The 23,817-nt window shown below is 47.9% G+C and carries 26 protein-coding genes and 1 riboswitch; of the genes, 24 read left to right on the forward strand and 2 right to left on the reverse strand.

The window, feature by feature from the left end:
* Positions 1-43 precede the first annotated feature (43 nt).
* Positions 44-172, reverse strand: coding sequence for a DUF4023 family protein (locus MKX46_RS19610; protein WP_013369463.1), 129 nt, complete (start codon positions 170-172; stop codon positions 44-46).
* A gap of 193 nt (positions 173-365) precedes the next feature.
* On the opposite strand from MKX46_RS19610, the gene MKX46_RS19615 reads away from it, so the two are divergent.
* The 11 genes from MKX46_RS19615 to purF all read left to right on the forward strand — a co-directional run bounded on the left by MKX46_RS19615 (position 366) and on the right by purF (position 11,056).
* Entirely contained in the window at positions 366-629 is a 264-nt protein-coding gene (locus MKX46_RS19615; protein ID WP_025719814.1) for a DUF1294 domain-containing protein, read from the forward strand.
* A gap of 147 nt (positions 630-776) precedes the next feature.
* Positions 777-1,211 (forward strand): universal stress protein, encoded by a 435-nt coding sequence (locus tag MKX46_RS19620; RefSeq protein ID WP_039272354.1) that lies wholly within the window; start codon positions 777-779, stop codon positions 1,209-1,211.
* Positions 1,212-1,561: 350 nt separating this feature from the next.
* Positions 1,562-1,663, forward strand: a riboswitch (purine riboswitch).
* Positions 1,664-1,811: 148 nt separating this feature from the next.
* On the forward strand, positions 1,812-2,297 hold the full coding sequence (purE, locus tag MKX46_RS19625; RefSeq protein WP_341071665.1) for a 5-(carboxyamino)imidazole ribonucleotide mutase: 486 nt from the start codon (positions 1,812-1,814) through the stop codon (positions 2,295-2,297).
* Entirely contained in the window at positions 2,294-3,469 is a 1,176-nt protein-coding gene (purK, locus tag MKX46_RS19630) for a 5-(carboxyamino)imidazole ribonucleotide synthase (protein WP_341071666.1), read from the forward strand. The genes purE and purK overlap by 4 nt, the downstream gene beginning before the upstream one ends.
* Positions 3,470-3,471: 2 nt before the next feature.
* On the forward strand, positions 3,472-4,770 hold the full coding sequence (purB, locus tag MKX46_RS19635) for an adenylosuccinate lyase (RefSeq protein ID WP_340884366.1): 1,299 nt from the start codon (positions 3,472-3,474) through the stop codon (positions 4,768-4,770).
* A 16-nt stretch (positions 4,771-4,786) separates the two neighbouring features.
* Positions 4,787-5,248, forward strand: coding sequence for a hypothetical protein (locus MKX46_RS19640; protein WP_318628461.1), 462 nt, complete (start codon positions 4,787-4,789; stop codon positions 5,246-5,248).
* Between the two features lie 241 nt (positions 5,249-5,489).
* Positions 5,490-6,371, forward strand: a complete 882-nt coding sequence (locus tag MKX46_RS19645) for a phosphoribosylaminoimidazolesuccinocarboxamide synthase (RefSeq protein ID WP_341071667.1) — start codon at positions 5,490-5,492, stop codon at positions 6,369-6,371.
* Between the two features lie 58 nt (positions 6,372-6,429).
* On the forward strand, positions 6,430-6,675 hold the full coding sequence (purS, locus tag MKX46_RS19650) for a phosphoribosylformylglycinamidine synthase subunit PurS (RefSeq protein WP_007428837.1): 246 nt from the start codon (positions 6,430-6,432) through the stop codon (positions 6,673-6,675).
* A gap of 4 nt (positions 6,676-6,679) precedes the next feature.
* Positions 6,680-7,369: a phosphoribosylformylglycinamidine synthase subunit PurQ gene (gene purQ / locus MKX46_RS19655; protein ID WP_039272358.1), complete on the forward strand. Its 690-nt coding sequence runs from the start codon at positions 6,680-6,682 to the stop codon at positions 7,367-7,369.
* A complete protein-coding gene (gene purL / locus MKX46_RS19660; RefSeq protein ID WP_039272360.1) occupies positions 7,347-9,590 on the forward strand; it encodes a phosphoribosylformylglycinamidine synthase subunit PurL in 2,244 nt (747 codons plus the stop codon). Before purQ ends, purL begins: the two co-directional genes overlap by 23 nt.
* Positions 9,575-11,056 carry an amidophosphoribosyltransferase gene (gene purF / locus MKX46_RS19665; protein WP_029516033.1) on the forward strand — a complete coding sequence of 494 codons (1,482 nt, stop codon included), beginning with the start codon at positions 9,575-9,577 and terminating at the stop codon, positions 11,054-11,056. Before purL ends, purF begins: the two co-directional genes overlap by 16 nt.
* A gap of 300 nt (positions 11,057-11,356) precedes the next feature.
* Here the strand turns inward: purF and MKX46_RS19670 are convergent, their stop codons facing one another.
* A complete protein-coding gene (locus MKX46_RS19670; protein ID WP_341038756.1) occupies positions 11,357-11,647 on the reverse strand; it encodes a hypothetical protein in 291 nt (96 codons plus the stop codon).
* Between the two features lie 126 nt (positions 11,648-11,773).
* On the opposite strand from MKX46_RS19670, the gene purM reads away from it, so the two are divergent.
* The 13 genes from purM to MKX46_RS19735 all read left to right on the forward strand — a co-directional run bounded on the left by purM (position 11,774) and on the right by MKX46_RS19735 (position 23,660).
* Positions 11,774-12,814, forward strand: a complete 1,041-nt coding sequence (gene purM / locus MKX46_RS19675) for a phosphoribosylformylglycinamidine cyclo-ligase (protein WP_209950368.1) — start codon at positions 11,774-11,776, stop codon at positions 12,812-12,814.
* Complete coding sequence (gene purN, locus MKX46_RS19680; protein ID WP_341071668.1) at positions 12,814-13,428, forward strand: phosphoribosylglycinamide formyltransferase; 615 nt, start codon at positions 12,814-12,816, stop codon at positions 13,426-13,428. Before purM ends, purN begins: the two co-directional genes overlap by 1 nt.
* Before the next feature lie 130 nt (positions 13,429-13,558).
* Positions 13,559-15,106, forward strand: coding sequence for a bifunctional phosphoribosylaminoimidazolecarboxamide formyltransferase/IMP cyclohydrolase (gene purH, locus MKX46_RS19685; protein ID WP_013308804.1), 1,548 nt, complete (start codon positions 13,559-13,561; stop codon positions 15,104-15,106).
* A gap of 71 nt (positions 15,107-15,177) precedes the next feature.
* Positions 15,178-16,443 carry a phosphoribosylamine--glycine ligase gene (gene purD / locus MKX46_RS19690; protein ID WP_341071669.1) on the forward strand — a complete coding sequence of 422 codons (1,266 nt, stop codon included), beginning with the start codon at positions 15,178-15,180 and terminating at the stop codon, positions 16,441-16,443.
* A 435-nt stretch (positions 16,444-16,878) separates the two neighbouring features.
* On the forward strand, positions 16,879-17,334 hold the full coding sequence (locus tag MKX46_RS19695; RefSeq protein WP_165150840.1) for a DinB family protein: 456 nt from the start codon (positions 16,879-16,881) through the stop codon (positions 17,332-17,334).
* Positions 17,335-17,679: 345 nt separating this feature from the next.
* Positions 17,680-18,090, forward strand: a complete 411-nt coding sequence (locus tag MKX46_RS19700; RefSeq protein WP_238437971.1) for an HAD family hydrolase — start codon at positions 17,680-17,682, stop codon at positions 18,088-18,090.
* 175 nt (positions 18,091-18,265) lie between these two features.
* Positions 18,266-19,012 (forward strand): SDR family NAD(P)-dependent oxidoreductase, encoded by a 747-nt coding sequence (locus tag MKX46_RS19705; RefSeq protein ID WP_341071670.1) that lies wholly within the window; start codon positions 18,266-18,268, stop codon positions 19,010-19,012.
* Positions 19,013-19,173: 161 nt separating this feature from the next.
* On the forward strand, positions 19,174-19,521 hold the full coding sequence (locus tag MKX46_RS19710) for a winged helix-turn-helix transcriptional regulator (protein ID WP_019685981.1): 348 nt from the start codon (positions 19,174-19,176) through the stop codon (positions 19,519-19,521).
* A gap of 527 nt (positions 19,522-20,048) precedes the next feature.
* Entirely contained in the window at positions 20,049-20,726 is a 678-nt protein-coding gene (locus MKX46_RS19715) for a TetR/AcrR family transcriptional regulator (protein WP_029517156.1), read from the forward strand.
* Between the two features lie 99 nt (positions 20,727-20,825).
* A complete protein-coding gene (locus MKX46_RS19720) occupies positions 20,826-21,683 on the forward strand; it encodes a transporter substrate-binding domain-containing protein (RefSeq protein ID WP_039272370.1) in 858 nt (285 codons plus the stop codon).
* An 85-nt stretch (positions 21,684-21,768) separates the two neighbouring features.
* Positions 21,769-22,416 (forward strand): amino acid ABC transporter permease, encoded by a 648-nt coding sequence (locus tag MKX46_RS19725; RefSeq protein WP_013308808.1) that lies wholly within the window; start codon positions 21,769-21,771, stop codon positions 22,414-22,416.
* A 14-nt stretch (positions 22,417-22,430) separates the two neighbouring features.
* Positions 22,431-23,180, forward strand: coding sequence for an amino acid ABC transporter ATP-binding protein (locus MKX46_RS19730; RefSeq protein WP_080710711.1), 750 nt, complete (start codon positions 22,431-22,433; stop codon positions 23,178-23,180).
* A 54-nt stretch (positions 23,181-23,234) separates the two neighbouring features.
* On the forward strand, positions 23,235-23,660 hold the full coding sequence (locus MKX46_RS19735) for an OsmC family protein (protein ID WP_039272373.1): 426 nt from the start codon (positions 23,235-23,237) through the stop codon (positions 23,658-23,660).
* Positions 23,661-23,817 lie beyond the last annotated feature (157 nt).

Here is a 23,817-nt window from a genome sequence, read left to right on the forward strand (position 1 = left end):
TACGTTAATAACATGGTTCTACAGCTGAATACAGATCCCATGATCAGGGGTTTTTGCTATGCTGTTTTGTCGGCAGGCTGGCGCTGGGAGTTCCTTTTCCTTGTTTACGGTTGCGTTCTGCCTTTTTAGCATTTTCTCGCAGCTTTTCAACGTATTCATGGGTGCTTTCCATTGCAGTTCCTCCTTTAAGACGAAATAGATGCACTCGGGGATCGCCCTTATGCTACCTTACTATTTCCGCAAAAACGCTATCCAAGTCAAGGGAGGCGTTGTTTCTGTAAAAGGGGTGGGGTTATAATGAGGGGAGAACGATATATAAGGCCTAATACCTGAACTTGGTACGGTGTGCAAAAGGGGGAGAGACATTGCAGACAGGCTTGTTGGTATGGCTGCTGTTTATCAATGCAGTAGGCTATCTGGTAATGTCGGAAGATAAAAAGAGAGCACGTAAACATCGTGATCGTGTACCTGAACGGACGTTGTTTTTCCTGGCCCTGATCGGGGGAGCCTTAGGCGTGCTAATAGCCATGTACCGTAAACGCCATAAAACACGGCATATGAGTTTCAGATTAGGTATTCCTGCGTTGCTATTCATGAACGCATTGTTGTATGGTTATTTTTTAAGGTAAGGCGAGGAGTTTAGCTTCTCATAGGGAAGTTTAATGATGAGTGAGAAGACTATTCCAGCCATCCAGTGATGTCATGGAATGAACAACAACAGGAGTACATATTTCAGGCTTTGAATCAACAAACCGAATGAGGAAGAGGTGCGTATTATGCTATTTTCAAAAGTATTGCTTGCTTATGACGGTTCGGATGCATCCAACAAGGCTTTGCTGAAGGCAGCTGAATTAGTCAAGACATCATCGTCCTCGCAGCTTGAGGTGGTAACCGCATTTGATTTTCCACGGATTTTTATGGGCGAAGGTTTGGCACCAATTCCGGCTTCGATAAATAAAGAATATTACGATTTGGCCGAACAAACTACCGATGAAGTTAAAAAGCGGCTTGCTGAGCAAGGTGTAGATGCCAAGGTGGAGCTCATTCAAGGTTCACCAGCCGAAGTCATTTTGGATTATGCCAATGAGAATGGCTTCGATGTGATTGTGATCGGTAGCCGCGGTTTAGGTGGTATCCGTGAATTTGTATTGGGTAGCGTAAGCCACAATGTGGTGCAGCATGCGCGTATTCCTGTGCTGGTCGTAAAATAACTGAATAAGAAAGTAAAAGTCGGTTTACTGCCTGTATAGGGAGTGCCGACTTTTATTTTTGTCAGTGGAATGCGGTACGCTCGCTGTTATCAGGATAGGTAATAGATAGCTAAACGTAATACAATAGTCCTGACCTGTGGGTATATAAGGGTGTTGATTTTGTTAAACACGAACATTCTATTGCATGATTATTGTAATGTTCGTTTTCAAGTTGACATAAGGTGTAGGGAATTGTTAAACTAGGAAGTGTATTGTCGATAAAAAATGAACTTTAGGTACAATTTAATAAGGTACACATGTTTGAGCCGAAACAGACCGCGATCATACTTGTAAAGAATATCGTCGGGTATGGAATAGGCACAATGCTAACTCGTATAATGCCGGGGATATGGCCCGGAAGTTTCTACCTGGAAACCTTAAATTTCCGGACTACGGGAGACATACGGCTGAAGCCGCATTGGATGCGGTGGAAGAGGCTTGCTTTTGGCTTGCCTTTAAGAGGCTCTGTCGTTTGTTTTTTCGTAGTCCGGTGTCTTGAAAATAACGTTATTTTCGAGTGCCGGATTTTTGGCGCTTATTGATAAACAGGGAGTGAAGGACATGTCAGTGCAGGTCGCTGTCATTATGGGCAGCACATCAGACTGGGACACCATGCAGCATGCATGTGCTGTGCTGGACGAGCTTGAAATCGGATATGAGAAAAAGGTAGTTTCAGCCCATCGTACACCGGATTTAATGTTTCGTTTTGCAGAAGAGGCCGCCGGGCGTGGACTAAAGGTCATTATTGCTGGAGCGGGTGGGGCAGCGCATTTGCCAGGGATGGTGGCTGCGAAGACATTCTTGCCAGTCATTGGTGTGCCTGTCCAGTCGAAGGCTCTGAATGGTCTAGACTCCTTGCTCTCCATTGTGCAGATGCCGGGTGGTATTCCGGTTGCCACTGTGGCAATTGGGAAGGCAGGCGCTACGAATGCAGGGCTGCTGGCCGCGCAAATATTAGGCGCTTTTGACGAAAAGATAAGTCAGCGGGTTGTGGCAAGACGCGACCGTATCCGTGATGAGGTGCTGGAAGGCAGTGACTCACTATGAATGAGGCATGTGAATCTGCAGGTCGCATCCGTCCTCCAGGTACAACGATTGGACTTCTAGGAGGCGGACAGCTGGGCAGAATGCTTGTGCTAGCAGGGACAAACCTAGGATATCGTTTTGTGACGCTGGACCCTGCACCTGATAGCCCGTGTGGACAGGTGTCAGAACAAATCCGTGCTGCCTATGATGATGAGCTTGCGGCCAGAGAGTTGGCTGGTCGGTGCGATGTGATCACGTATGAGTTTGAAAATGTGGACGCAGGTGTGGCTGCACTTTTGGAACAGGAATCCAGCGTGCCGCAAGGCAGCAGTCTTTTGTACACAACACAGCATCGTCTTCGTGAAAAGCGTTCTATTGAAGCTGCTGGTGTCCCTGTCGCTCCGTATCGTGAAATTAGTAGTCCTGCGGATATGGCCCAAGCGGTAGCTGAACTGGGTGTACCGTGTGTGCTCAAGACAGCAGTCGGTGGTTATGATGGCAAGGGACAAGTGGTCATTCGCCAACCGGAGGAAGCCTTAGCTGCCTACGAACAATTGGCAGGAGACGGTGCGGAACTGGTATTGGAACAGTTCATTCGTTTTCGCTGCGAAATCTCGGTGATTGTAGCTCGCAGCACGAACGGTGAAGCTAAAGCCTTTCCACCTGCGGAAAACATTCACGTGAACAACATTTTGCACACGTCGATTGTACCTGCGCGCGTGCCAGAACCTGTTCAGGAGGAAGCGCGAAAGTTAGCGCTGGCTGTGGCAGAGTCGCTGGGTGCGGTGGGACTGCTCGCTGTGGAGATGTTTGTCACCGAAGACGGACAATTGTACGTTAATGAGTTGGCACCACGACCGCATAACTCCGGTCATTACACGATGGAGGCATGCGCCACGTCGCAATTCGAGCAGCACATACGTGCGATTTGCGGTTTACCCTTGGGCAGCACGAAGCTGCTGACTTCCGTCGTGATGGTCAATGTGCTAGGTGAGCATTTGGAGGATGTGGTTCGGCGGTTTGTGCAATCGGATGTTGAAGCTGAAAGGTTGGATGTTGTACCCAAGCTGCATTTGTATGGAAAAAGTGAAGCCAAGCCAGGCCGAAAGATGGGACATATTAATCTACTGTGCCAGGATGCGGAACAAGCGCTGGAATGGATTGAACAAACCAATATTTGGGGGGATAAATAGTCATGATCGAACGCTATAGCAGACCGGAAATGAGAGCGATTTGGACGGAAGAAAATAAATTTAAAGCGTGGCTGGAAGTAGAGCTGTGTGCCTGTGAAGCTTGGGCGGAATTAGGGGTTATTCCAAAAGAGGATACTGTGGCTCTACGTAAGAATGCAAGTTTTGATATTGAACGGATATATGAAATTGAGCAGGAGACAAGACATGATGTTATTGCTTTTACTCGCACGGTGTCTGAAAGTCTTGGAGATGAGCGCAAATGGGTACATTACGGTCTAACCTCTACAGACGTAGTTGATACGGCACTGGGCTACCTGTTAAAGCAGGCGAATGAAATCCTGGAACGCGATATCTTGAATTTTATTGAAATTTTGAAGGAAAAGGCATTGGCTTACAAGCATACACCAATGATGGGACGTACACATGGAGTGCATGCCGAGCCGACCACATTCGGACTGAAGATGGGATTGTGGTACGAGGAAATGAAGCGCAATCTGGAACGCTTTCGTTTTGCCGCTGACCAAGTACAATACGGTAAAATGTCCGGTGCAGTTGGGACATACGCCAACATTGACCCGTCTGTAGAAGAATTTGTATGCCGCAAGCTGGGTACCAAGCCTGCACCGATTTCTACACAGACGCTACAGCGCGACCGTCATGCCGAATACATGGCAACGTTAGCGTTGATCGCCACATCGTTGGACAAATTTGCTACAGAAGTCCGTGCTCTGCAAAAGAGTGAATTCCGTGAGGTGGAGGAAGCCTTTGCCAAGGGTCAAAAAGGATCTTCCGCGATGCCGCATAAACGCAATCCGATCGGAAGTGAAAACATCTCCGGTCTGGCACGTGTGATTCGCGGGCATATGGTATCGGCGTATGAGAACGTAACCCTATGGCATGAACGCGACATTTCGCATTCTTCCGTAGAACGCATTATTCTGCCGGATGCCACGATGCTGTTGAACTACATGCTGAACCGCTTTGGCAATATCGTGAAAAATCTGACGGTCTTCCCTGAAAATATGAAGCGCAATATGGCGCGTACGTACGGCGTACCGTTCTCCGGTCGTATTATGACGAAGCTGATCGATAAAGGTTTTAGTCGTGAAAAAGCCTACGATACCGTGCAGCCGCGTGCTATGCAGGCGTGGGAAGAGCAACGCCAGTTCCGCGATATCGTCGAGGCCACCCCGGAAATTACTGCCGTGCTCAGCGCAGACGAAATCGAGGATGCTTTTAACCCAGCCTGGCATCTGAAGAACGTGGATACGATCTTCAAAAAGCTGGGATTAGGGGAGTAGGAGGGAAGGTTGCTGCGTGGTGAGGCCGCTCTGCGAACGGATCATTCTTCCGATTGCTGTTGCCCCTGGATTCCTGAATTGGAAAACCTGCAAAGGTTGGAATCCAGAGGCAAAGGCAAGCGCTAATGCTTCTCCAGAACGATTCCGTCCGCTCCGCTGCTTCCAGCACCAACCTTCGTGTGGGAGCAGAACTTGGGAAGGTGCGGCACATAAGATGCCGCACCTCCCCAAAGGCGATGGAAAAGCGCGTTCCACTGCTTTCTATCGCAGGCAACGTTCTCGGGAGGGCTGCCGAATTTGCGCAGCAAACAGCCCGCTGCCCTCCCGAGAACGCGCAGGCTCAAGAAGTGAAGCCTTGAGCCACCGTATCCGTGCGCAGCGTAACACATGCGCACAACAGGCGAAGCCAGAATGCTCGCTGCACGGCATGCCGTGCTACGGCCACGGGCCGAATGGTATTGCGGCGGCATACGCGTAAAAACGTTATTTTGTACCGACGTAAAAGCGTTGCTGGATGAAAGCTTGTGCCAACAAGCCTTCATCCGGCGAAACGCGCTCATACCACTCGAGTCACATAATAAACGCCCTCACCCGGCTCACCAGCCAACCTTGCGGGAGTCCCGAGGGCAGCAGCCCTGGGGGTTCTCCCTGAGGGGAGGATTTAGGAGGGGCAAAGGTTGATTTAGGAGGGGCAACTTCTATGAAAGAGGTGTAATGAAATGTCATTGTCTACTGCCGAAGGTCTGATCCATGCGCCGCTCTTGTACAAAGGCAAGGTGCGTGAACTGTATGATCTCGGAGAACATTTTCTGATTGTCGTGACAGACCGAATTTCGGCTTTTGATTATGTGTTAGAGCCACCCGTGCCCGAAAAGGGAAATGTGCTGAATAAGCTCAGCGCTTTCTGGTTTGAGCAGACGAAAGACTTGTTGGAAAACCATGTCGTGCACACTGATGTGAACAAGCTCGGGCATGTGATCGACGAACAGAATAAAGCGTTGCTGAAGGACCGGATCATGGTCACGCTGAAGGCTGAACGCATCGACATTGAGTGTGTGGTGCGAGGATATATTACCGGAGGCGGCTGGCGTCAGTATGAACAAAACGGTGAGGTGAATGGCATTCCATTGCCAGAGGGGCTACGTAAAAATGAACGCTTTCCCAAGCCTTTATTTACACCGGCTGCAAAAAATGATGTTGGACACGACGAGGACATTTCCCTTCACCAAATGAAAGAACTGGTCGGGGTTGAACTAACAGGTGAGCTTGAGGAAAAGAGTTTGGCGTTGTACGAATTTGCACGTGCTTTCTGCGAAAAGCGGGGGATTATTTTAGCCGATTGCAAGTTTGAGTTTGGTCTTGTTAACGGGAAGGTTATTTTGATTGACGAAATTTTCACTCCGGACTCATCCCGATTCTGGGCACAGGAAAAGTATGAGCTGGATGTGGAAATTGACAGCATGGACAAGGAGCCGGTACGAAGTTATTTGGCATCATCCGGTTGGGACAAGAACAGCAAGCCCGATCAGTTGCCAGCTGAGGTCGTAAAAGAAACAACTGCAAGATATACGGATATTTGGCGGCGTCTGACGGCACAGTAAATAGTAATCATAATTAAACCAATAGGATTCACTCATTCGGAGGAGGAACTGAAGGAACATGATGAAAGCAACAGTCTATGTCACGATTAAGCAAAGCGTTTTGGACCCGCAGGGGGTTGCGGTGCAAGGCGCACTGCATTCTATGGGTTTCGGAGAAGTGGACAGCGTCAGAATTGGCAAGTATATGGAACTGAATCTGGATACAACAGACCGCGAGAGTGCTGAAAAGCGCGTCATCGAGATGTGTGAAAAGCTGTTGGCCAACACGGTCATTGAAGACTACCGCTACGAACTGGAGGGCTAATTCCATGAAATTTGCAGTTCTGGTTTTTCCGGGCTCCAACTGTGATATTGACTGCTATAAGGCGATAGAAGACACGGTCGGTGAACCTGTCGATTATGTATGGCATACTGCGACGGATCTGTCGTCTTATGATTGTATTCTTGTTCCTGGCGGCTTCTCTTACGGGGATTATCTACGCTGCGGTGCGATTTCCCGGTTTGCACCAGTGATGAAGGAAGTAGCCAAAGCGGCTGCCGAGGGCAAATATATTTTGGGTATTTGCAACGGTTTTCAAATTCTGACCGAAGCCGGTCTGTTGCCAGGGGCTTTACGCCGTAATCTGTCGATGAAATTCCTATGCCGGGATACGGTGTTGCAGGTTGCGAATAACCAAACACCTTTTACTAAAGATTACGCTGCTGGTGAAAAGATCGTCATTCCGATCGCACACGGCGAAGGCAACTATTACTGTGATGATGAGACGCTGGCTCGCTTGCAGGCGAATAACCAGATCGTATTTACGTATAAAGATAATCCAAACGGTTCCATGACGGATATCGCAGGGATTTGTAATGAACAAGGAAACGTGCTGGGCATGATGCCTCACCCTGAACGCGCGGTGGACGCATTGCTCGGAACGGATGACGGCAAACGTATGTTTACATCTATTTTGAACGCATGGAGGGATCGACATGGCGCAGCAAGTGTCCGCTAAGGAACCAACGGCAGAGCAGGTTGCCGAGCATAAACTGTACCAGCAGATGGGTGTGTCGGATAGCGAATATGCGTTGATCTGTGAATTCATGGGACGTCAGCCGAATTATACGGAGATTGGTGTATTCAGTGTCATGTGGTCAGAGCATTGTGCTTACAAAAACTCCAAGCCGTTATTGCGTCGTTTTCCAACGAGCGGTCCACGAGTGCTGATGGGACCCGGTGAGGGCGCAGGCATTGTAGATATCGGTGATAACCAAGCGGTTGTATTTAAAATCGAAAGCCATAACCACCCGTCGGCTGTGGAGCCTTTTCAAGGGGCAGCGACTGGGGTAGGCGGTATCATCCGTGATATTTTCTCCATGGGTGCAAGACCCGTTGCGGTGTTGAACTCTCTGCGTTTTGGCAAGCTGGAGAGCGACCGTGTGAAATATTTGTTCGAGCATGTGGTATCTGGTATTGCGGGCTACGGGAACTGTATCGGTATTCCGACTGTAGGTGGCGAGGTTGTATTTGATGAAAGCTACGAAGGCAACCCGCTTGTTAATGCAATGTGTGTCGGACTGATTGACCATGATAAAATCCAGCGTGGTGTTGCTAAAGGGGTCGGTAACCCGGTGTTCTATGTGGGCCCACCGACAGGTCGTGATGGGATTCACGGAGCGACATTCGCATCGGTTGAGCTGACAGAAGAATCTGAAGCGAACCGGACTGCGGTTCAAGTAGGCGATCCTTTTATGGAGAAGCTGGTTATGGAATCATGTCTGGAACTGATCGATAGTGGTATTGTGCTGGGTATTCAGGATATGGGTGCCGCAGGACTCACCTGCTCCAGCGCGGAGATGGCGAGTAAGGCTGGCAACGGCCTGGAGCTGTATCTGGATCAGGTACCGCAGCGTGAAGAGGGTATGACACCTTATGAAATGATGCTGTCCGAATCACAAGAACGGATGCTGTTCGTAGTAGAGCCTAAGGATGAAGCACAGGCACTGGAAATTTTCGAGCGCTGGGGCGTTATTTGTGCCAAGGTCGGTAAAGTGACGGATGACGGTCGTTTGCGTTTGTTCCATCACAATGAAGTGGTCGGAGATATGCCAGTGACGGCACTGGTTGATGAATGCCCGATTTATGACAAGCCTTCCGAAATCCCCGCTTATTATGAGCAAAATGCTGCTATTGACACACTTCGTTATGCAGAAGTGACAGATTTGAACGGTGCGCTGAAAAAGGTGCTGTCTTCACCAAGTGTAGCTAGTAAGAAATGGGTATACGAGCAGTATGACTACATGGTTCGCACGAGTACAGCCGTTCGTCCGGGATCGGATGCAGCTGTAGTAACCGTGCGTGGAACTCGTAAGGGTCTCGCCATGACGACAGATTGTAACGGACGTTATGTATACCTTGATCCAGAGGTAGGCGGACGGATTGCAGTCAGCGAAGCCGCGCGTAACATTGTATGCTCCGGCGGTGAGCCGTTGGCAATTACGGATAACCTGAACTTCGGTAACCCTGAAAAGCCGGATATTTTCTGGCAAATGGAAAAAGCCGTGGACGGTATGGCAGAAGCTTGCCGTGTACTGGATACACCTGTCATCGGGGGTAATGTCAGCTTGTACAACGAAAATACCAAAGGCTCCATCTATCCGACGCCTGTTGTTGGTATGGTAGGTCTGGTACATGATACAGATCATATTACGACACAAGGCTTCAAAGCCGAGGGTGATGTGATTTTCTTGGTGGGGGAAACGAAGGCCGAGCTGGGAGGCAGCGAGTTCCAAGCTGTCGTACACGGTGTATCCGAGGGACGCCCTCCTGAGCTGGATTTGAACGTAGAGAAAAAACTGCTGACTGCGGTACTGGGAGCGATTCAGGGCGGATTGGTACAATCTGCGCATGATTTGGCAGAGGGCGGATTGGCTGTAGCGCTTGCGGAATCCGGGATTAGCGGCGGATTGGGAGCACAGGTCAACGTAGAAACGACTTTGCGTCCTGACCATGCCTTGTTTAGCGAAAGCCAGTCCCGTATTTTGTTATCTGCATCGCCGGATAAAGCGTCTGCGCTGGAAGCACATCTACGTGGTTTGGAAGTGCCAGTTACCGTATTAGGAAAAGTTGAAGGATCACAATTGACAGTTGAGGTGAACGGACAACCCGCTTTGAACGAGGCAGTCGCCAGTTTGAAGCAAATCTGGGAGGATGTCATTCCATGTCTGATGAAATAACAGCACGGACGTTGTGGACTGGAGATTATTATAATGAAGGCTCTGGTAAAGAGGGGCTGTTTGATAAATTAAAAGAGGAATGCGGCGTATTCGGTGTGTATAGACACTCCGATGCCGCTTCCCTAGCATATTACGGGTTGCATGCGCTCCAGCATCGTGGGGAGGAAAGTGCAGGCATCTGTGTGAGCAGTGGTGACGAGTTCCATTATCATCGTGGTATGGGTCTTGTAAAAGAAGTATTCAATAAAGATTTGATGGCTTCGCTGACAGGCGATATTGCCATAGGACATGTGCGCTACTCGACAAGTGGAGACAGTAAGCTGACGAATGCACAGCCTTTGGTGTTCAAGTATCGTGATGGCGATTTGGCAGTAGCCACCAACGGGAATATCGTGAATGCTTTGCAAATCCGGCATGAGCTGGAGCAGGGCGGGTCTATTTTTCAAACGACCAGCGATACAGAAGTAGTAGCACATTTGATCGCACGATCGTCCAAGGATTTGGTGGAGGCCGCTAAGGATGCATTGAAGCGTATTGTCGGCGGGTTTGCTTTCCTTATTATGACCAACGACAAGCTGCTCGTGGCTTCCGACCCCAATGGTCTGCGTCCAATCACGATGGGCAGACTGGGAGATGCTTATCTGTTCGCATCCGAGTCTTGTGCCCTGGAAACGATTGGAGCAGAGTTGCTGCGCGATATCGAACCGGGTGAGCTGTTGGTGTTGGACAAAAATGGACTGCATGAAGATCGTTACACGGAAGAAAAGCACCGTAAAGCGCTATGTGCGATGGAATATATTTATTTTGCCCGGCCTGACAGTGACTTGAATGGTTCTAATCTTCATGCTGCACGCAAAAGAATGGGCAGCCAGATGGCGCTGGAAGCTTTTGTTGATGCAGATTTGGTTACCGGTGTACCGGACTCCAGTATTTCGGCTGCGATTGGTTATGCAGAGCAGACAGGTATTCCTTATGAGCTGGGCATGATTAAAAATAAATACACTGGACGTACCTTCATTCAGCCGAGTCAGGAGCTGCGCGAGCAGGGTGTGAAAATGAAGCTGAGCGCTGTACGCCGCGTTGTTGAAGGTAAACGAGTCATTATGATCGACGATTCTATCGTCCGGGGCACTACATCCCGTCGAATCGTGAATATGCTGCGTGATGCGGGAGCGTTGGAGGTACATGTACGTATTACCTCGCCGCCTTTCAAAAACCCGTGCTTCTACGGTATTGACACGCCGGATCGCCGGGAACTGATTGCTTCATCTAAAACCGTCGAGGAAATTCGTGAGGAAATTAACGCCGATTCGCTTTACTTTATGAGCGCCGAGGGTTTGATTGCCGCTGTAGGTGGATATAACGAACAGGATTACAAAGGCGGCTTGTGCCTAGCTTGTTTCGATAATGATTACCCGACTCAGGTAGATTTCAAAGGCGAAGAGAAGTTCGGATGTAGTTGTTAGTATAGGGAACAAAAGAGGTACTAGCGCCATATAATGCGGTTCTGAGGGGGCTACTCCGCGTGTGGAAGGTTCTTACGATCGCTGTTGCCGCTGGATTCCTGGATTGAAATAATCCCTTACAGGGTTGGAATCCAGCTGCAAAGGCGAACGCTTTCGCTTCTCCAGAATCCTTCCACCCGCTGCGTTTCTCAGGTATGCAGCATTATTGCAGCAGTGCCTGTACCTCTTTGGTTCCCACCAAGAAGAGGATAGGTAAGGCAGTTAAAAACTCATGGCATAACTATTTCATGCCATGAGTTTTTAGCGGAGCGGTGACTCGTAAAAAGTCACCCTGCTCTTGTAAGGTTGAGCCGCGAAGCGAAGCTCAATAGCAGGCAAGGCAAAGCTGCCTGCCTCAAAGGGCAAAGAAGTAAGCCGCCCGTTGGCGCTGCTCACTTCTTTGCCCGGCACGTCCCCGCCTTTGCGAAGCAAACAGCCCGGGACGTGCCCCCGCCGCCGTGAAGGCGGCAACGCACCAAAGCGTGTCCTTGTGAATTGCGGGAATGCCCCGCAATTCACAAAGGAAAGCACGCGACTCACAGCACGAACCATACACCAAGCAGCACCCAACCCTACGCATCTGACCGACTCTTGAGAGGTCCAGGGGGAGCAGCCCCATGGAATCCTCCCTGTTAGGGAGGACTTAGGAGGGTCAATCATTTGAAGGAGTGTTCATGAATGTCCGAAGCATACAAAAATGCAGGGGTAGATATCGCTGCCGGTAATGAAGCAGTAGAACGGATGAAAAAGCACGTTAAACGTACCTTCCGTCCCGAAGTGCTGACGGACTTGGGCGGATTCGGTGCGTTGTTCGGCCTGAATAAGGATAAGTACGAGGAGCCTGTACTCGTTTCCGGTACCGATGGTGTCGGCACGAAGCTGAAGCTTGCTTTCGCAATGGATCGTCATGACACCATTGGTATCGACGCGGTTGCGATGTGTGTAAACGACATTGTCGTCGGGGGCGCGGAGCCACTCTTTTTTCTGGATTACCTCGCTTGTGACAAGGTTGTGCCCGAGAAAATTGAAGCTATAGTCGCTGGAATCGCAGAGGGATGCCATCAATCGGGCTGTGCGCTGGTCGGCGGTGAAACCGCAGAAATGCCAGGGATGTATAGCGAGGGTGAATATGATATTGCCGGATTCACGGTAGGGATCGTAGATAAAAGTAAAATCATCAACGGCAGCTCCGTTGCCCCTGGAGATACCGTTATTGGGCTGGCCTCCAGTGGAGTTCACAGTAATGGCTTCTCACTGGTTCGCAAGCTGTTATTGGAACAGCAGGGCTATGATTTGCATGATGAAATCGAAGGCTTAAACGGCAAACTGGGCGATGTACTGCTGGAGCCGACGAAAATTTACGTGAAATCCGTTTTGGCATTGCTGGACAAGGTAAAAGTAAAAGGTATGGCGCATATCACAGGTGGTGGTTTTATTGAAAATATCCCAAGAGTGTTACCGGATCACGTCAATGTGGATATTGAATACGGCACTTGGCCGATTTTGCCGATCTTCCAGCTCATGCAGGAAAAAGGTGCAATCTCCAACAGAGACATGTTCACAACCTTTAATATGGGGATTGGCATGGTAATCGTTGTAGGCGAAGAGCATGCACAGACTGCACTGGAAGTTCTGAAGGAACAGGGCGAAGCTGCCTATGTGATCGGAAAAGTAACGGAAGGCAGTTCTATCGTGACCTTTACGGGAGCCGAGGTGTAATGAACGAGTACCGGATTGCTGTTTTTGCATCAGGCGAAGGGACGAATTTTCAGTCATTGGTGGATGCCGCTGCGCGAGGAGAACTGGGCGATGCCTCGGTAGAATTGCTCATCTGTGACAAGCCTGCGGCTCCTGCCGTAGCTAGAGCACAGAAAGCTGGAGTTGCGTGCCATACCTTTCGACCCAAGGAATATCCTTCTCGAGAAGACTATGAGCGTGAACTGGTGGCTTTACTGGAGCAGAAATCAATTGATCTCATCGTGTTAGCTGGCTACATGCGTTTGCTATCCAGCGTCATGGTCGATGCCTACGCAGGAAAAATCATTAATATTCATCCGTCACTACTTCCGGCATTTCCAGGGAAAGATGCTGTTGGACAGGCATTGACCTATGGTGTCAAGGTAAGTGGCGTCACCGTTCATTTTGTGGACGGGGGCATGGATACGGGAGCTATTATTGCCCAGCGTGTCGTGGAGGTTAGCGACCATGATACTGCGGAATCCTTATCCGCAGCCATTCAATCCGTAGAACGTCAGCTATATCCAGAAGTAGTTGGCCAATTGGCCCAAGGCAAAATCCAATTAAATGGTCGCAAAGTGATTTCACTTCTCTAAGAATGATTGTAATTTGTCATATCATTGTTATATCAAGGATGCTGTACAGGCATTTTCCGATATTTCTCGGGAAATAAAATGATAAAAGAGAATTTTGCAAAATTCTGAAAGAGCTAAAGGAGGAGACAGGGTGAGTATTAAAAGAGCGCTCGTCAGCGTATCGGATAAGCGAGGGATCGTGGAATTTTGCCGCGAGTTGTCCAAATTGGGTGTGGAGATCGTTTCGACAGGGGGAACGAGCAGCTTGTTGTCGAAGGAGGGCATTCCTGTCATCGGCATTTCCGAGGTAACGGGTTTTCCTGAAATTATGGATGGACGTGTTAAAACACTCCACCCTGCGGTACACAGCGGCTTGCTGGCTGTTCGGGATAATGAAGAGCATCAGCGTCAGATGAAAGAGCTTGGATTGGGTTATATTGATCTGGTCGTTGTGAATCTGTATCCTTTTGCGGAAACGATTGCCAAACCCGGTGTAACTTATGAGGACGCGATTGAAAATATCGACATCGGCGGTCCAACGATGCTTCGTTCTGCGGCAAAAAATCATGCTTTTGTCAGTGTGGTAGTCGATGCTGATGACTATAGCACAGTGTTGGAGGAAATCCGTAAGGATGGCGATACGGAGCTGAATACCCGTAAGCGTTTGGCCGCAAAAGTTTTCCGTCATACGGCGTCATACGACGCTTTGATATCCGATTATTTGTCGAATGTGACAGGCGAGCCGTTGCCTGAGCGTTACACTGTAACCTATGAAAAAATTCAGGATTTGCGTTATGGAGAAAATCCGCATCAGCAGGCGGCATTTTACCGTGAGCCATTGGCGGCGAAGGGTACACTGACAACAGCGAAACAACTTCACGGCAAAGAGCTGTCTTACAATAACATCAATGATGCGAATGCCGCTTTGCAAATTGTCAAAGAATTCAGCGAACCTACCGTAGTAGCAGTTAAGCATATGAATCCTTGTGGTGTGGGGATTGGCGGAAGTATTTATGAAGCGTACAGCAAGGCGTATGCAGCTGATCCAACCTCGATTTTTGGTGGCATCGTAGCGGCTAACCGGATTATTGATGGTGATACAGCGAATAAGCTGAGTGAGATCTTTTTGGAAATTGTACTGGCACCGGGATTTACGAAAGAAGCATTGGAGATTTTAACGAAAAAGAAAAATATTCGTTTGCTTGATCTGGGTGAGCTTTCCCGGTCTGAACAGGCAGAGAGCCGTTTCGTCGTGACTTCCATTGAAGGCGGCATGGTAGTTCAGCAAAATGACATTCACGCTGTAGACTCGGATGCACTAACAGTTGTAACGGAGCGGGCACCATCCGAGGAAGAACTGAAGCAGCTTTTGTTTAGCTGGAAAGTGGTTAAGCATGTGAAATCCAACGCCATCGTACTGGCGGCAGATAATATGACCATTGGCGTAGGCGCAGGACAAATGAACCGTGTCGGTGCGGCCAAGATTGCTATCGAGCAGGCCGGTGACAAAGCAAAAGGTGCCGTACTGGCATCCGATGCATTTTTCCCGATGGGCGATACGTTGGAGTTGGCAGCTAAAGCAGGCATCACGGCAGTTATTCAGCCGGGCGGCTCCATCAAAGACGAAGAGTCCATCAAGGTTGCTAACGAATACGGCATTGCCATGGTCTTTACAGGCGTACGTCATTTCAAGCACTAACTTGTATGAGTTGAGGATGCAGCAGCATTTTTACCTGAACAATCTTAATGGGAGCGGGAGGAAACACCTGAATGGATATTTTAGTTATCGGAGGGGGCGGCCGCGAACATGCAATTGTGTGGGCGCTGAAGAAAAGCCCCAAGGCCGGGCAAATCTATTGCGCACCAGGCAATGCTGGTATCGGACAGTTAGCGGAGTGCGTGCCGATTCCGGTGAGTGACTTTGACGCGCTGACAGAGCTGGCGGAATCCAAAAAGGTAGGACTTGTCGTGGTTGGTCCCGATGATCCGCTGGCAGATGGCATTGTGGATGCTTTTGAAGCGAAAGGCATTCCAGTATTCGGACCGCGTAAAAATGCAGCGGAGATTGAAGGTAGCAAAATCTTCATGAAGGATTTGCTTCATAAATATCATATTCCGACAGCAACCTATCGCAAGTTTTATACTTACGAGGAAGCACATGCATACTTGAAGGAACAACCGATTCCGGTTGTCATTAAGGCAGACGGACTGGCGGCAGGCAAAGGGGTAACGGTCGCTTACTCGATGGAGGAAGCGGAAAAGGCTCTCTCTGACATTATGGTGATCAAGGTGTTTGGTGAAGCCGGGGCGCAAGTCGTGATCGAGGAGTTCCTGGCTGGTCAGGAAATGTCGATTCTCTCCTTTGTCGACGGTGAAACGGTTCGTCCGATGGCCGCGGCGCAAGACCACAAGCCAATTTTTGATGGTGACAAAGGCCCGAATACAGGTGGCATGGGTACGTATTCTCCGTTGCCTCACATAGCCAATTCCATTATTGAGGAAGCTATTGAGACGATTATTAAGCCGACGGCCAAGGCCATGGTTGCTGAAGGGCGCCCGTTCCGAGGTGTATTATTTGCCGGATTGATGATTTCGCCGGACGGCAAGCCAAAGACCATTGAGTTTAATGCACGTTTCGGTGATCCGGAAACTCAAGTGGTTCTGCCTCGTTTAAAATCCGATCTGCTCGATATTTTTCTTGCTGCTGTAAATGGCACGCTGGATCAGGTGGAGATCGAGTGGAAGGATGAAGTGGCGGTATGTGTGGTGCTGGCATCTGGAGGTTATCCTGGAGCTTACGCCAAAGGTGTACCTATCCACGGATTGGAACAGGTAGACGAAGCTATCGTGTTCCATGCTGGAACGAGCATCAACGAACAGGGCGAGTGGGTAACGAACGGCGGACGTGTATTAGGTGTGGTCGGCTTGGGACGTGATATTGCCGGGGCACGGGATAAAGCTTACGAACAGGCGGCTCGTATTACCTTTGAAGGTAAACAAAACCGTACGGACATTGCGGCAAAAGCATTGCTGTAGCAGCAACATATAGGATAAAGAGAACCTCTGTGGAGGTTCTCTTTTTGTTTAAAGAAAATAAAGTTGTAGACTGAGCAAATAAAGCATTTTCTTAGTGCTTGGATTAAGATAAGGCTCCTTTAGAAGCACTACATGCTACCCGCGTATGTTCTTTAATTAATATTTGGCGCTGGAGCTTCCTTTTTTATTGAACTCCCATGAAAGTTAAAGCAGCTAAAAACCCGAAAAAGACAATAACAAAATAGACCTAGCCAAATGATTTTTTTTAAAAAAGGCACTGCCTGAGAAGAGTTATGAAATTAAAGTATCAAAGATTTTTCAAGGCTGAACGTAAAAATGAGGCTGGTGTAAAGGTTGTTTTAGTTCATTTAAATGCTTAAACTAACGGTTAATAGTAGGTTCAAGTAATCGATGAGACGAAGAGGGGAAACCGAAATGAAGACGATCAAGTGCATGATGGACCACCTGTACTGGGCGGACGGACGCATCCTGGACGCGCTCGAGAAGAGTGAGACGAAGAACAAGGACCTTCTGAAGCTGGTTCGGCACGTCGCGGTCGCGGAACGAGTCTGGCTGTCCCGATTGCCGGGCAAGGGCAGCGCCCAATATTCGTTGTGGGAGGAAGCAGAAGACCTGACGGCGATCCGGACGATGTTCGAAGAAAACGCCGAGCAATATCGCGTCTATATCGAAGGACTTGAGGAATCCGAGTTGGACGAGATGATCGACTATGCGAATCAGAGCGGGGTTCCGTTCCAAACGTCCGTCCGGGACATCCTGTCACAGGTCCTCTTACATGGGCAATATCACCGGGGACAGATCAACCGGGCGCTTCGGATCGAATCGGTAGAGCCTGTCCAAGTCGATTACATCACGTTCGCGAGGCTCTAACAGGGCCTAATAATCACCATTATTCGGAATGGGATTGGCATTGAACGACGGGTACGATATCTCAACAAATTGCTTTTACCATATAAGAGCAACATGCTAATGTATATTAGCAGACGATGATGTTTTATAAGTGATAAGAACCTACACTGCCTTATTTAGGATCAAAGAGAGCCCATACCCTTATAAATTGGAAAATTCATTTGCTTCCAAATACGGTTATGGGCTTATTTACTTTTCATAAGCACTACACCACATTAGACTGCCGGTACTTGTTTAAGCTAACGGGCAGGATAGTTCAAATACGTGGTATCATGTGGTGAGTAATTAATGGAGCCCTCTTTTACAATGTTGAGAATGAGGGAAATCGTGGTCGGCTTGGAATGGGAAGGTTTGTATAGAGAATTGTTGGGAGATGGAAACCAATTGCTTATGGAAGGCGCAATGGATGTCTGTCATCGCTTATCAAAGACCCATCGAATGTTCGTAATCACGAATGGTATCACTCACACGCAAATCAAACGCTTGAAGCAGTCTGGGCTATATAAGTTTTTCGAGGATATCTTTGATTCGCAAAGCATTGGTTATCAAAAACCGAAGGGAGAATTTTTCAATTACGTCATAAGTCATATTTCAGATGGTGGTCTTCAGTCGGGCATTGACACCTGTTGGGTCAACAGAACCGGACAAAGAAGTCCGGCAGAAATTAAAAGCACATATACAATCTCAAACTTAATGGAGCTCACTTCCATCTGTTAGGCTGTAAAAACAAACGCTTGTGCCGCCTCAATTATCACTTTTTGGTGACTATATCACAAAAAAGTGGGTACTGTTTTTCTTGTAACTTTTCCCCCATACTATCGTTCATAGGAGGTTCATGAAGCAGACAGAGCATCCTATACCATATAAATCATTATAAAAGGAGTGTAATAGAATGGGGAAATTTGACGGGAAGGTAGCAGTTGTAACCGGAGGTACAAGCGGCATCGGTCTCGCGTCGGCACAACAGTTCGTAAAAGAAGGGGCTTACGTTTTTATCACGGGACGCAGACAACGTGAACTGGATGAAGCAGTAAAGCAGATCGGAAAGAATGTTACAGGTGTCCGAGGTGACATATCTAAATCGGAAGATCTAGATATATTATTCGAAACAGTTAAGCGAGAAAAGGGACACTTGGACATTCTCTTTGCAAATGCCGGACTAGGGTCATTGCTTCCATTAGGAGAAATTACAGAAGCACAATACTACAAGACTTTCGATGTCAACGTGAAAGGAACCATCTTTACAGTACAAAAGGCATTAGCTTTGTTTCCAAATAAAAGAGGTTCGATTATTCTAACGGGATCCACTGCTGGCTCGACGGGGATGCCAGCGTTTAGTATCTATGGTGCATCCAAGGCAGCGATCAGACAGCTCGTCCGCAGCTGGATTCTTGATATGAGAGGGACCGAAATTCGTATAAACATCCTTAGTCCGGGAACAATCGTAACGCCGGCGTACGATGAGTTATTTGGCTCTGAACTAGATCATTTCCTGGAACAGGCAGAAAATGATATTCCGCTCGGCAGAGTGGGGCAGGTTGAAGAGATCTCCAATGCTGTCATGTTCCTAGCCTCTAATGAAAGCAGCTATATGAACGGCGTTGAATTATTCGTAGATGGCGGAGTAGCTCAAGTTTAACCAGGACATAATAATTTTCAAACGACAAAGATTTTTAAATTCAACTTAAATGCGATTGTATTATCCCCTCCATGTAACGTTCAATTTTTCCTTCAGTGCTCCTTGAAGGATCAAGCGATACATGAAGGGGATATTCTTAGATCGGGAGATGGTGTATTGATATGAAAACATTTTTCTGTGAACTGGAAGTTACACTAGAGGTTATCGGAGGAAAGTGGAAGGGGCTTGTTCTGTACTATTTAATAAAAGGACCTAAACGGACGGGAGAGCTTAAGCGACTCGTTCATAATATATCGCAAAAGATGCTGATTCAAACTCTTCGGGAACTGGAAACAGACGGATTAATTCGCAGAAAGATGTACAATCAGGTACCGCCTAAGGTGGAATATTCAACGACGGAACTGGGTCAATCACTTGAACCCATTTTGAGATCGCTTTGTGATTGGGGGGGGAATTACGCAGAGCAATCCTTCGCTCCGGGCGAGATTGAGATTTTGTATCTGGATTAACTGTCGGGGGACAAGAGCATAGTCCCATTTGAAGTCGCTATTTTAGCGGCTTTTTTGTTTTATCGTTTTACGTTGATGTTTTCGAGTGATGAGCAATATTCTAGTACAGGTTACTTCGTAATTAACAAGATGCACTACAAAACTAAGGACACAAAACTTGTCTCAGAGATTAATAAGTACGTCTTGGATTATGGCAAAAGCATCATGCCCCAGCTGTTGCCAGGAGTCTGAGCAAACAAGTAAGCGGTTGAGGCTAATGACAGAACCCATTACGCTAACGAGAAACGTTAGTTTAATAAAACAGCGGTAGTCTGAGACTGCCGCTGTCTTTTTTGTTGGCGCCAGTCTAATACTTATTTTATGGGATCTGTCGGTTTTTAAAATTTAAAAGCCGCTTGGAGCAGCAAAACTTTATTTTCTTCTGACACTTTTTTCTTCTGACACTTTTTTCTTTGACAAAAGTATACTTATCCTATAGGATTAAAAATACAAAACTGACTGACTGATCAATCGGGAGGAGGAAATCCATGCAGCCACGGAAGGCGAAGCAGTCCGAGATTGACTCAAATGACCAACCTGCTGAGCATGCGGGAGAAGAAACAGACCGCAGAACACAGCTTCTTCACATTGCATTAAAGCGGTTCGCCGAGCAGGGTTACCACCAAACGAAGATTTCAGATATCGTGGTAGAGGCGGGAGTAGCCCAAGGCACGTTTTATTGGCATTTTAAAAGCAAAGAGGCACTGGCGCTGGAGATTATCGCCACCGGTCGTGAACAACTACTGTCAGCGATTGGACAGGGATATCGCCGTGATGCGGGAACGCTGGCTGATATGGTTAAGGCTTCGGAAGCGCTGTTTGTTCGATTATTTGATTTTGCATTGGAGAACCGCTATCTGATGGGGTTGCTGCTGATCGGCAGCGGTGTCGATGAACCGGTGCGCCAGAGTATCCGAGAGACAAGGGCTGCGATGGAGCTGGCATTCCGGCGCAATATGGAAAGAGCGATCGAGCTGAACATGTTGCCTGCTGAATTGGATGTCGAATTAAGGGCGGCACTACTCATGAGCATGATCGAAGGTGTCATTACACGCTGGCTATTCGGTTCAGAGGGAACACATGACCACATCACGCAGATAACTGCTAAAAGATTGGCAGAAGAAGCGGCTAATTTTGAATTTTACGGATTATTAGGTCAAAGCTAGAGGGTCAACATCGCATGAATGGGTAGTTGGCAACAAATAATATAGCCAAATCACATATATGAACTCAATCATTTACATCCAGACAGGAGAGAAGGATACATGAAAACACGTAAAAAAGGGTTCTTGGTAACTATACTTATGGCTCTGGCATTGTTCAGCCTTGTGCTGAGCGCTTGCGGTACTAAGCCAGAAGCTTCTAATACTAGCAATGGAGCGGGTAGCAGTAATGTGGCAGCGAGTAACCAGCTCGAAGCAATCAAAAAGGCTGGTGTAATGAAGGTAGGCATGATGGGCACCTATCCGCCGTACAATTTTTTGAACGACAACAAGGAATTGGACGGATTTGATGTAGATATTGCCAAAGAATTGGCGAAGCGGATTGGAGTGAAACCGGAGTTCACGGCACAAGAATTTTCGGGACTGGTTCCAAGTTTGCAAAAGAAAAAATTCGATGCAGTGATTAGTCAGGTGACGATTACAGAGGATCGTAAGAAGGCCATTGACTTCACAGAGCCTTATATCACAAACAATGTAAACATTATCGTAAACAGCAAAACAAATGATATTACCAAGCTGGAGGACTTTAAAGGCAAAACCATTGGTGTCGGCTTGGGAACGAATGATGAATCTTATCTGCGGAATGAAGTACTGCCGAAGGTAGGCGATTTTGAGATTAAAACATATGATGATGTCATTACTTCCTTAAAGGATCTAAACTCTGGTCGTATTGACGCAACCATCAACAATCTGTATGCTCTCAAGCCCATTATCGATAAAAACGGGTTCCAAATTAAAGCCGTAGGCGAGCCGATTAAATCGGATCAAGCGGGTGTAGCCATTAACCAGAAAACTCCTGAGCTCAAAGAAGCCTTGAACAAGGCTTTGAAGGAAATGAAGGAAGACGGCACTTATAAAACAATTTTCAAAAAGTGGTTTGGCGAGGAGCCAAAAGAATAACGTAAGCCTGTTAGAGGCGTCTGGCTCCAGTCTTGGCTTTTATGCTGACATGGGGCCACTCGTCTGAAAGAAGGGAATATAACCGATGCTTGAATTAATGTGGGAGAACGTCCCTTTTTTATTAAAGGGTGCTTATTATACGCTATATATTACGATTGTCTCTATGTTTTTTGGCTTAATCATTGGTTTGGTTGTTGCTGTGGCCCGGTTGAAGGGGAATCGACCCGTGCGATGGCTGGCGCGCATGTATGTATCGATCATCCGGGGGACGCCGGTTTTGGTGCAGATTGCGGTCATTTATTATGGACTGGATGATTATGGAATATCATTCGGATCGCTGACGGCTGCTTGTCTGGCACTCAGTATTAATACAGGTGCGTACTTGTCGGAGACGTTCCGTGGAGCTATTTTGGCCGTACCCCAGGGTCAGACCGAGGCAGCTTATGCGACGGGAATGTCGCCCGGTCAAACGATGTGGCGTATTATTCTTCCTCAGGCGGTACGCATTGCAATTGCACCGATGGGGAATACATTTGTGGGTATGCTTAAAGAAACATCGCTGGTGTCGGTGATCGGGGTCAGTGAATTGATGCGACAGGCCCAGCTTTTACAAGCACAGTATTTGCTCTACATGCCGTTTCTGCTCGAAATTGGCCTGATGTACTGGATTATGAGCATTGGATTCTCCGCTATACTGGAGCGGGTGGAAAAGCGTCTGGCTCGAGCTTATTAAGGTGGAGATGATAGATGATGATAACAACAAACGGTTTAGGTAAACGATTCGGACAGGTAGAGGTTCTGAAAAGCATTGATTTTCAGGTTGCCGCTCGTGAAATCGTCGTATTACTCGGCCCGAGCGGCTCAGGTAAAAGTACCTTGCTGCGCTGCCTGAACGGTCTGGAAGAGCTGTCTTCCGGCAAGTTTGAGGTAAATGGGATTGAGGTCGATGCTACAGCTCCCGTTCGTGTCCGCCAAGCAGCCATTCGTGATATTCGCAAACAGACGGGGATGGTGTTCCAGCAATTCAATCTGTATCCGCACAAAACCGCCATCGGCAATGTCATTGAAGGACTGCTGACCGTAAAAAAAATGCCGCGCGACAAGGCTATGTCCATCGGACAACGGTTGTTGGAGCGGGTGGGGTTATCGGACAAGCAGGATGTACATCCTTCACGTCTGTCCGGTGGACAGCAGCAACGGGTAGCCATTGCGCGTGCGCTGGCGATGGACCCGGCAATTATGCTGTTCGACGAGCCGACATCGGCGCTTGATCCCGAGCTGGTAGGGGAAGTGCTGGGTGTTATGCGAGAATTGGCTCAAGATGGGATGACGATGGTCGTGGTTACCCATGAGATGAAATTTGCTCGTGAGGTGGCGGACAAGGTCGTATTTATGGCAGATGGTATCATTTTGGAGGAGGCAGCGCCACAGGCGTTTTTTGATACTCCCCAGCATGAGAGAACACAGAAATTTTTACGCCAAATCAGTGAATTTTAAAATAAGATCGAGGATGAATCATAGATTATTAAAATGGAAAGAAGGCCTTTGAACATGAAAGTATCTACAACTTGGCACGGTAAACGCGCGTTTACTTCGGAGGGACCATCCGGTTATTCGGTAGGGATGGATGCTACGGCGGCTTATGGCGGTGATGGTAAAGGAATGACACCCATGGAACTGCTGTTGGCAGGTCTGGCAGGATGTATGGGTATTGATATCACAATGATTTTGGATCGTTTCTTGTCGGACATTGCTCGTATTGATATTGACGCAGAAGGTACGCGCAAGGAAGAAACGCCGACAGGCTTTACAGCGATTGATCTGACATTCCACGTAGATGGAGATATTCCGGATTACCGCGTATGGAAAGCAATTCAGATGGGTAAGGAAAAATATTGTGCCGTATCCGATTCCTTAAAAGCGGAAATTCGAATGCACCTCATTTTGAATGGAACCGAAGTACCCTATCCAGCATAAGTGTTGAAGAATAATGAAAGAGAGTCAGCCTGTGTTATATACAGGAGGCTCTCTTTTTTATGTTATTTGAAAATATGACACGTAATGAAACTTTTTGTACTGTGGTTTCGTTTAAAATAGAAATTGAAATATAAAAATGGGAAAATAAACCTATGTA

Origin of the sequence: Paenibacillus sp. FSL P4-0113 (assembly GCF_038009305.1) — a bacterium.
GTDB classification, from domain to species: Bacteria; Bacillota; Bacilli; order Paenibacillales; family Paenibacillaceae; genus Paenibacillus; species Paenibacillus polymyxa_D.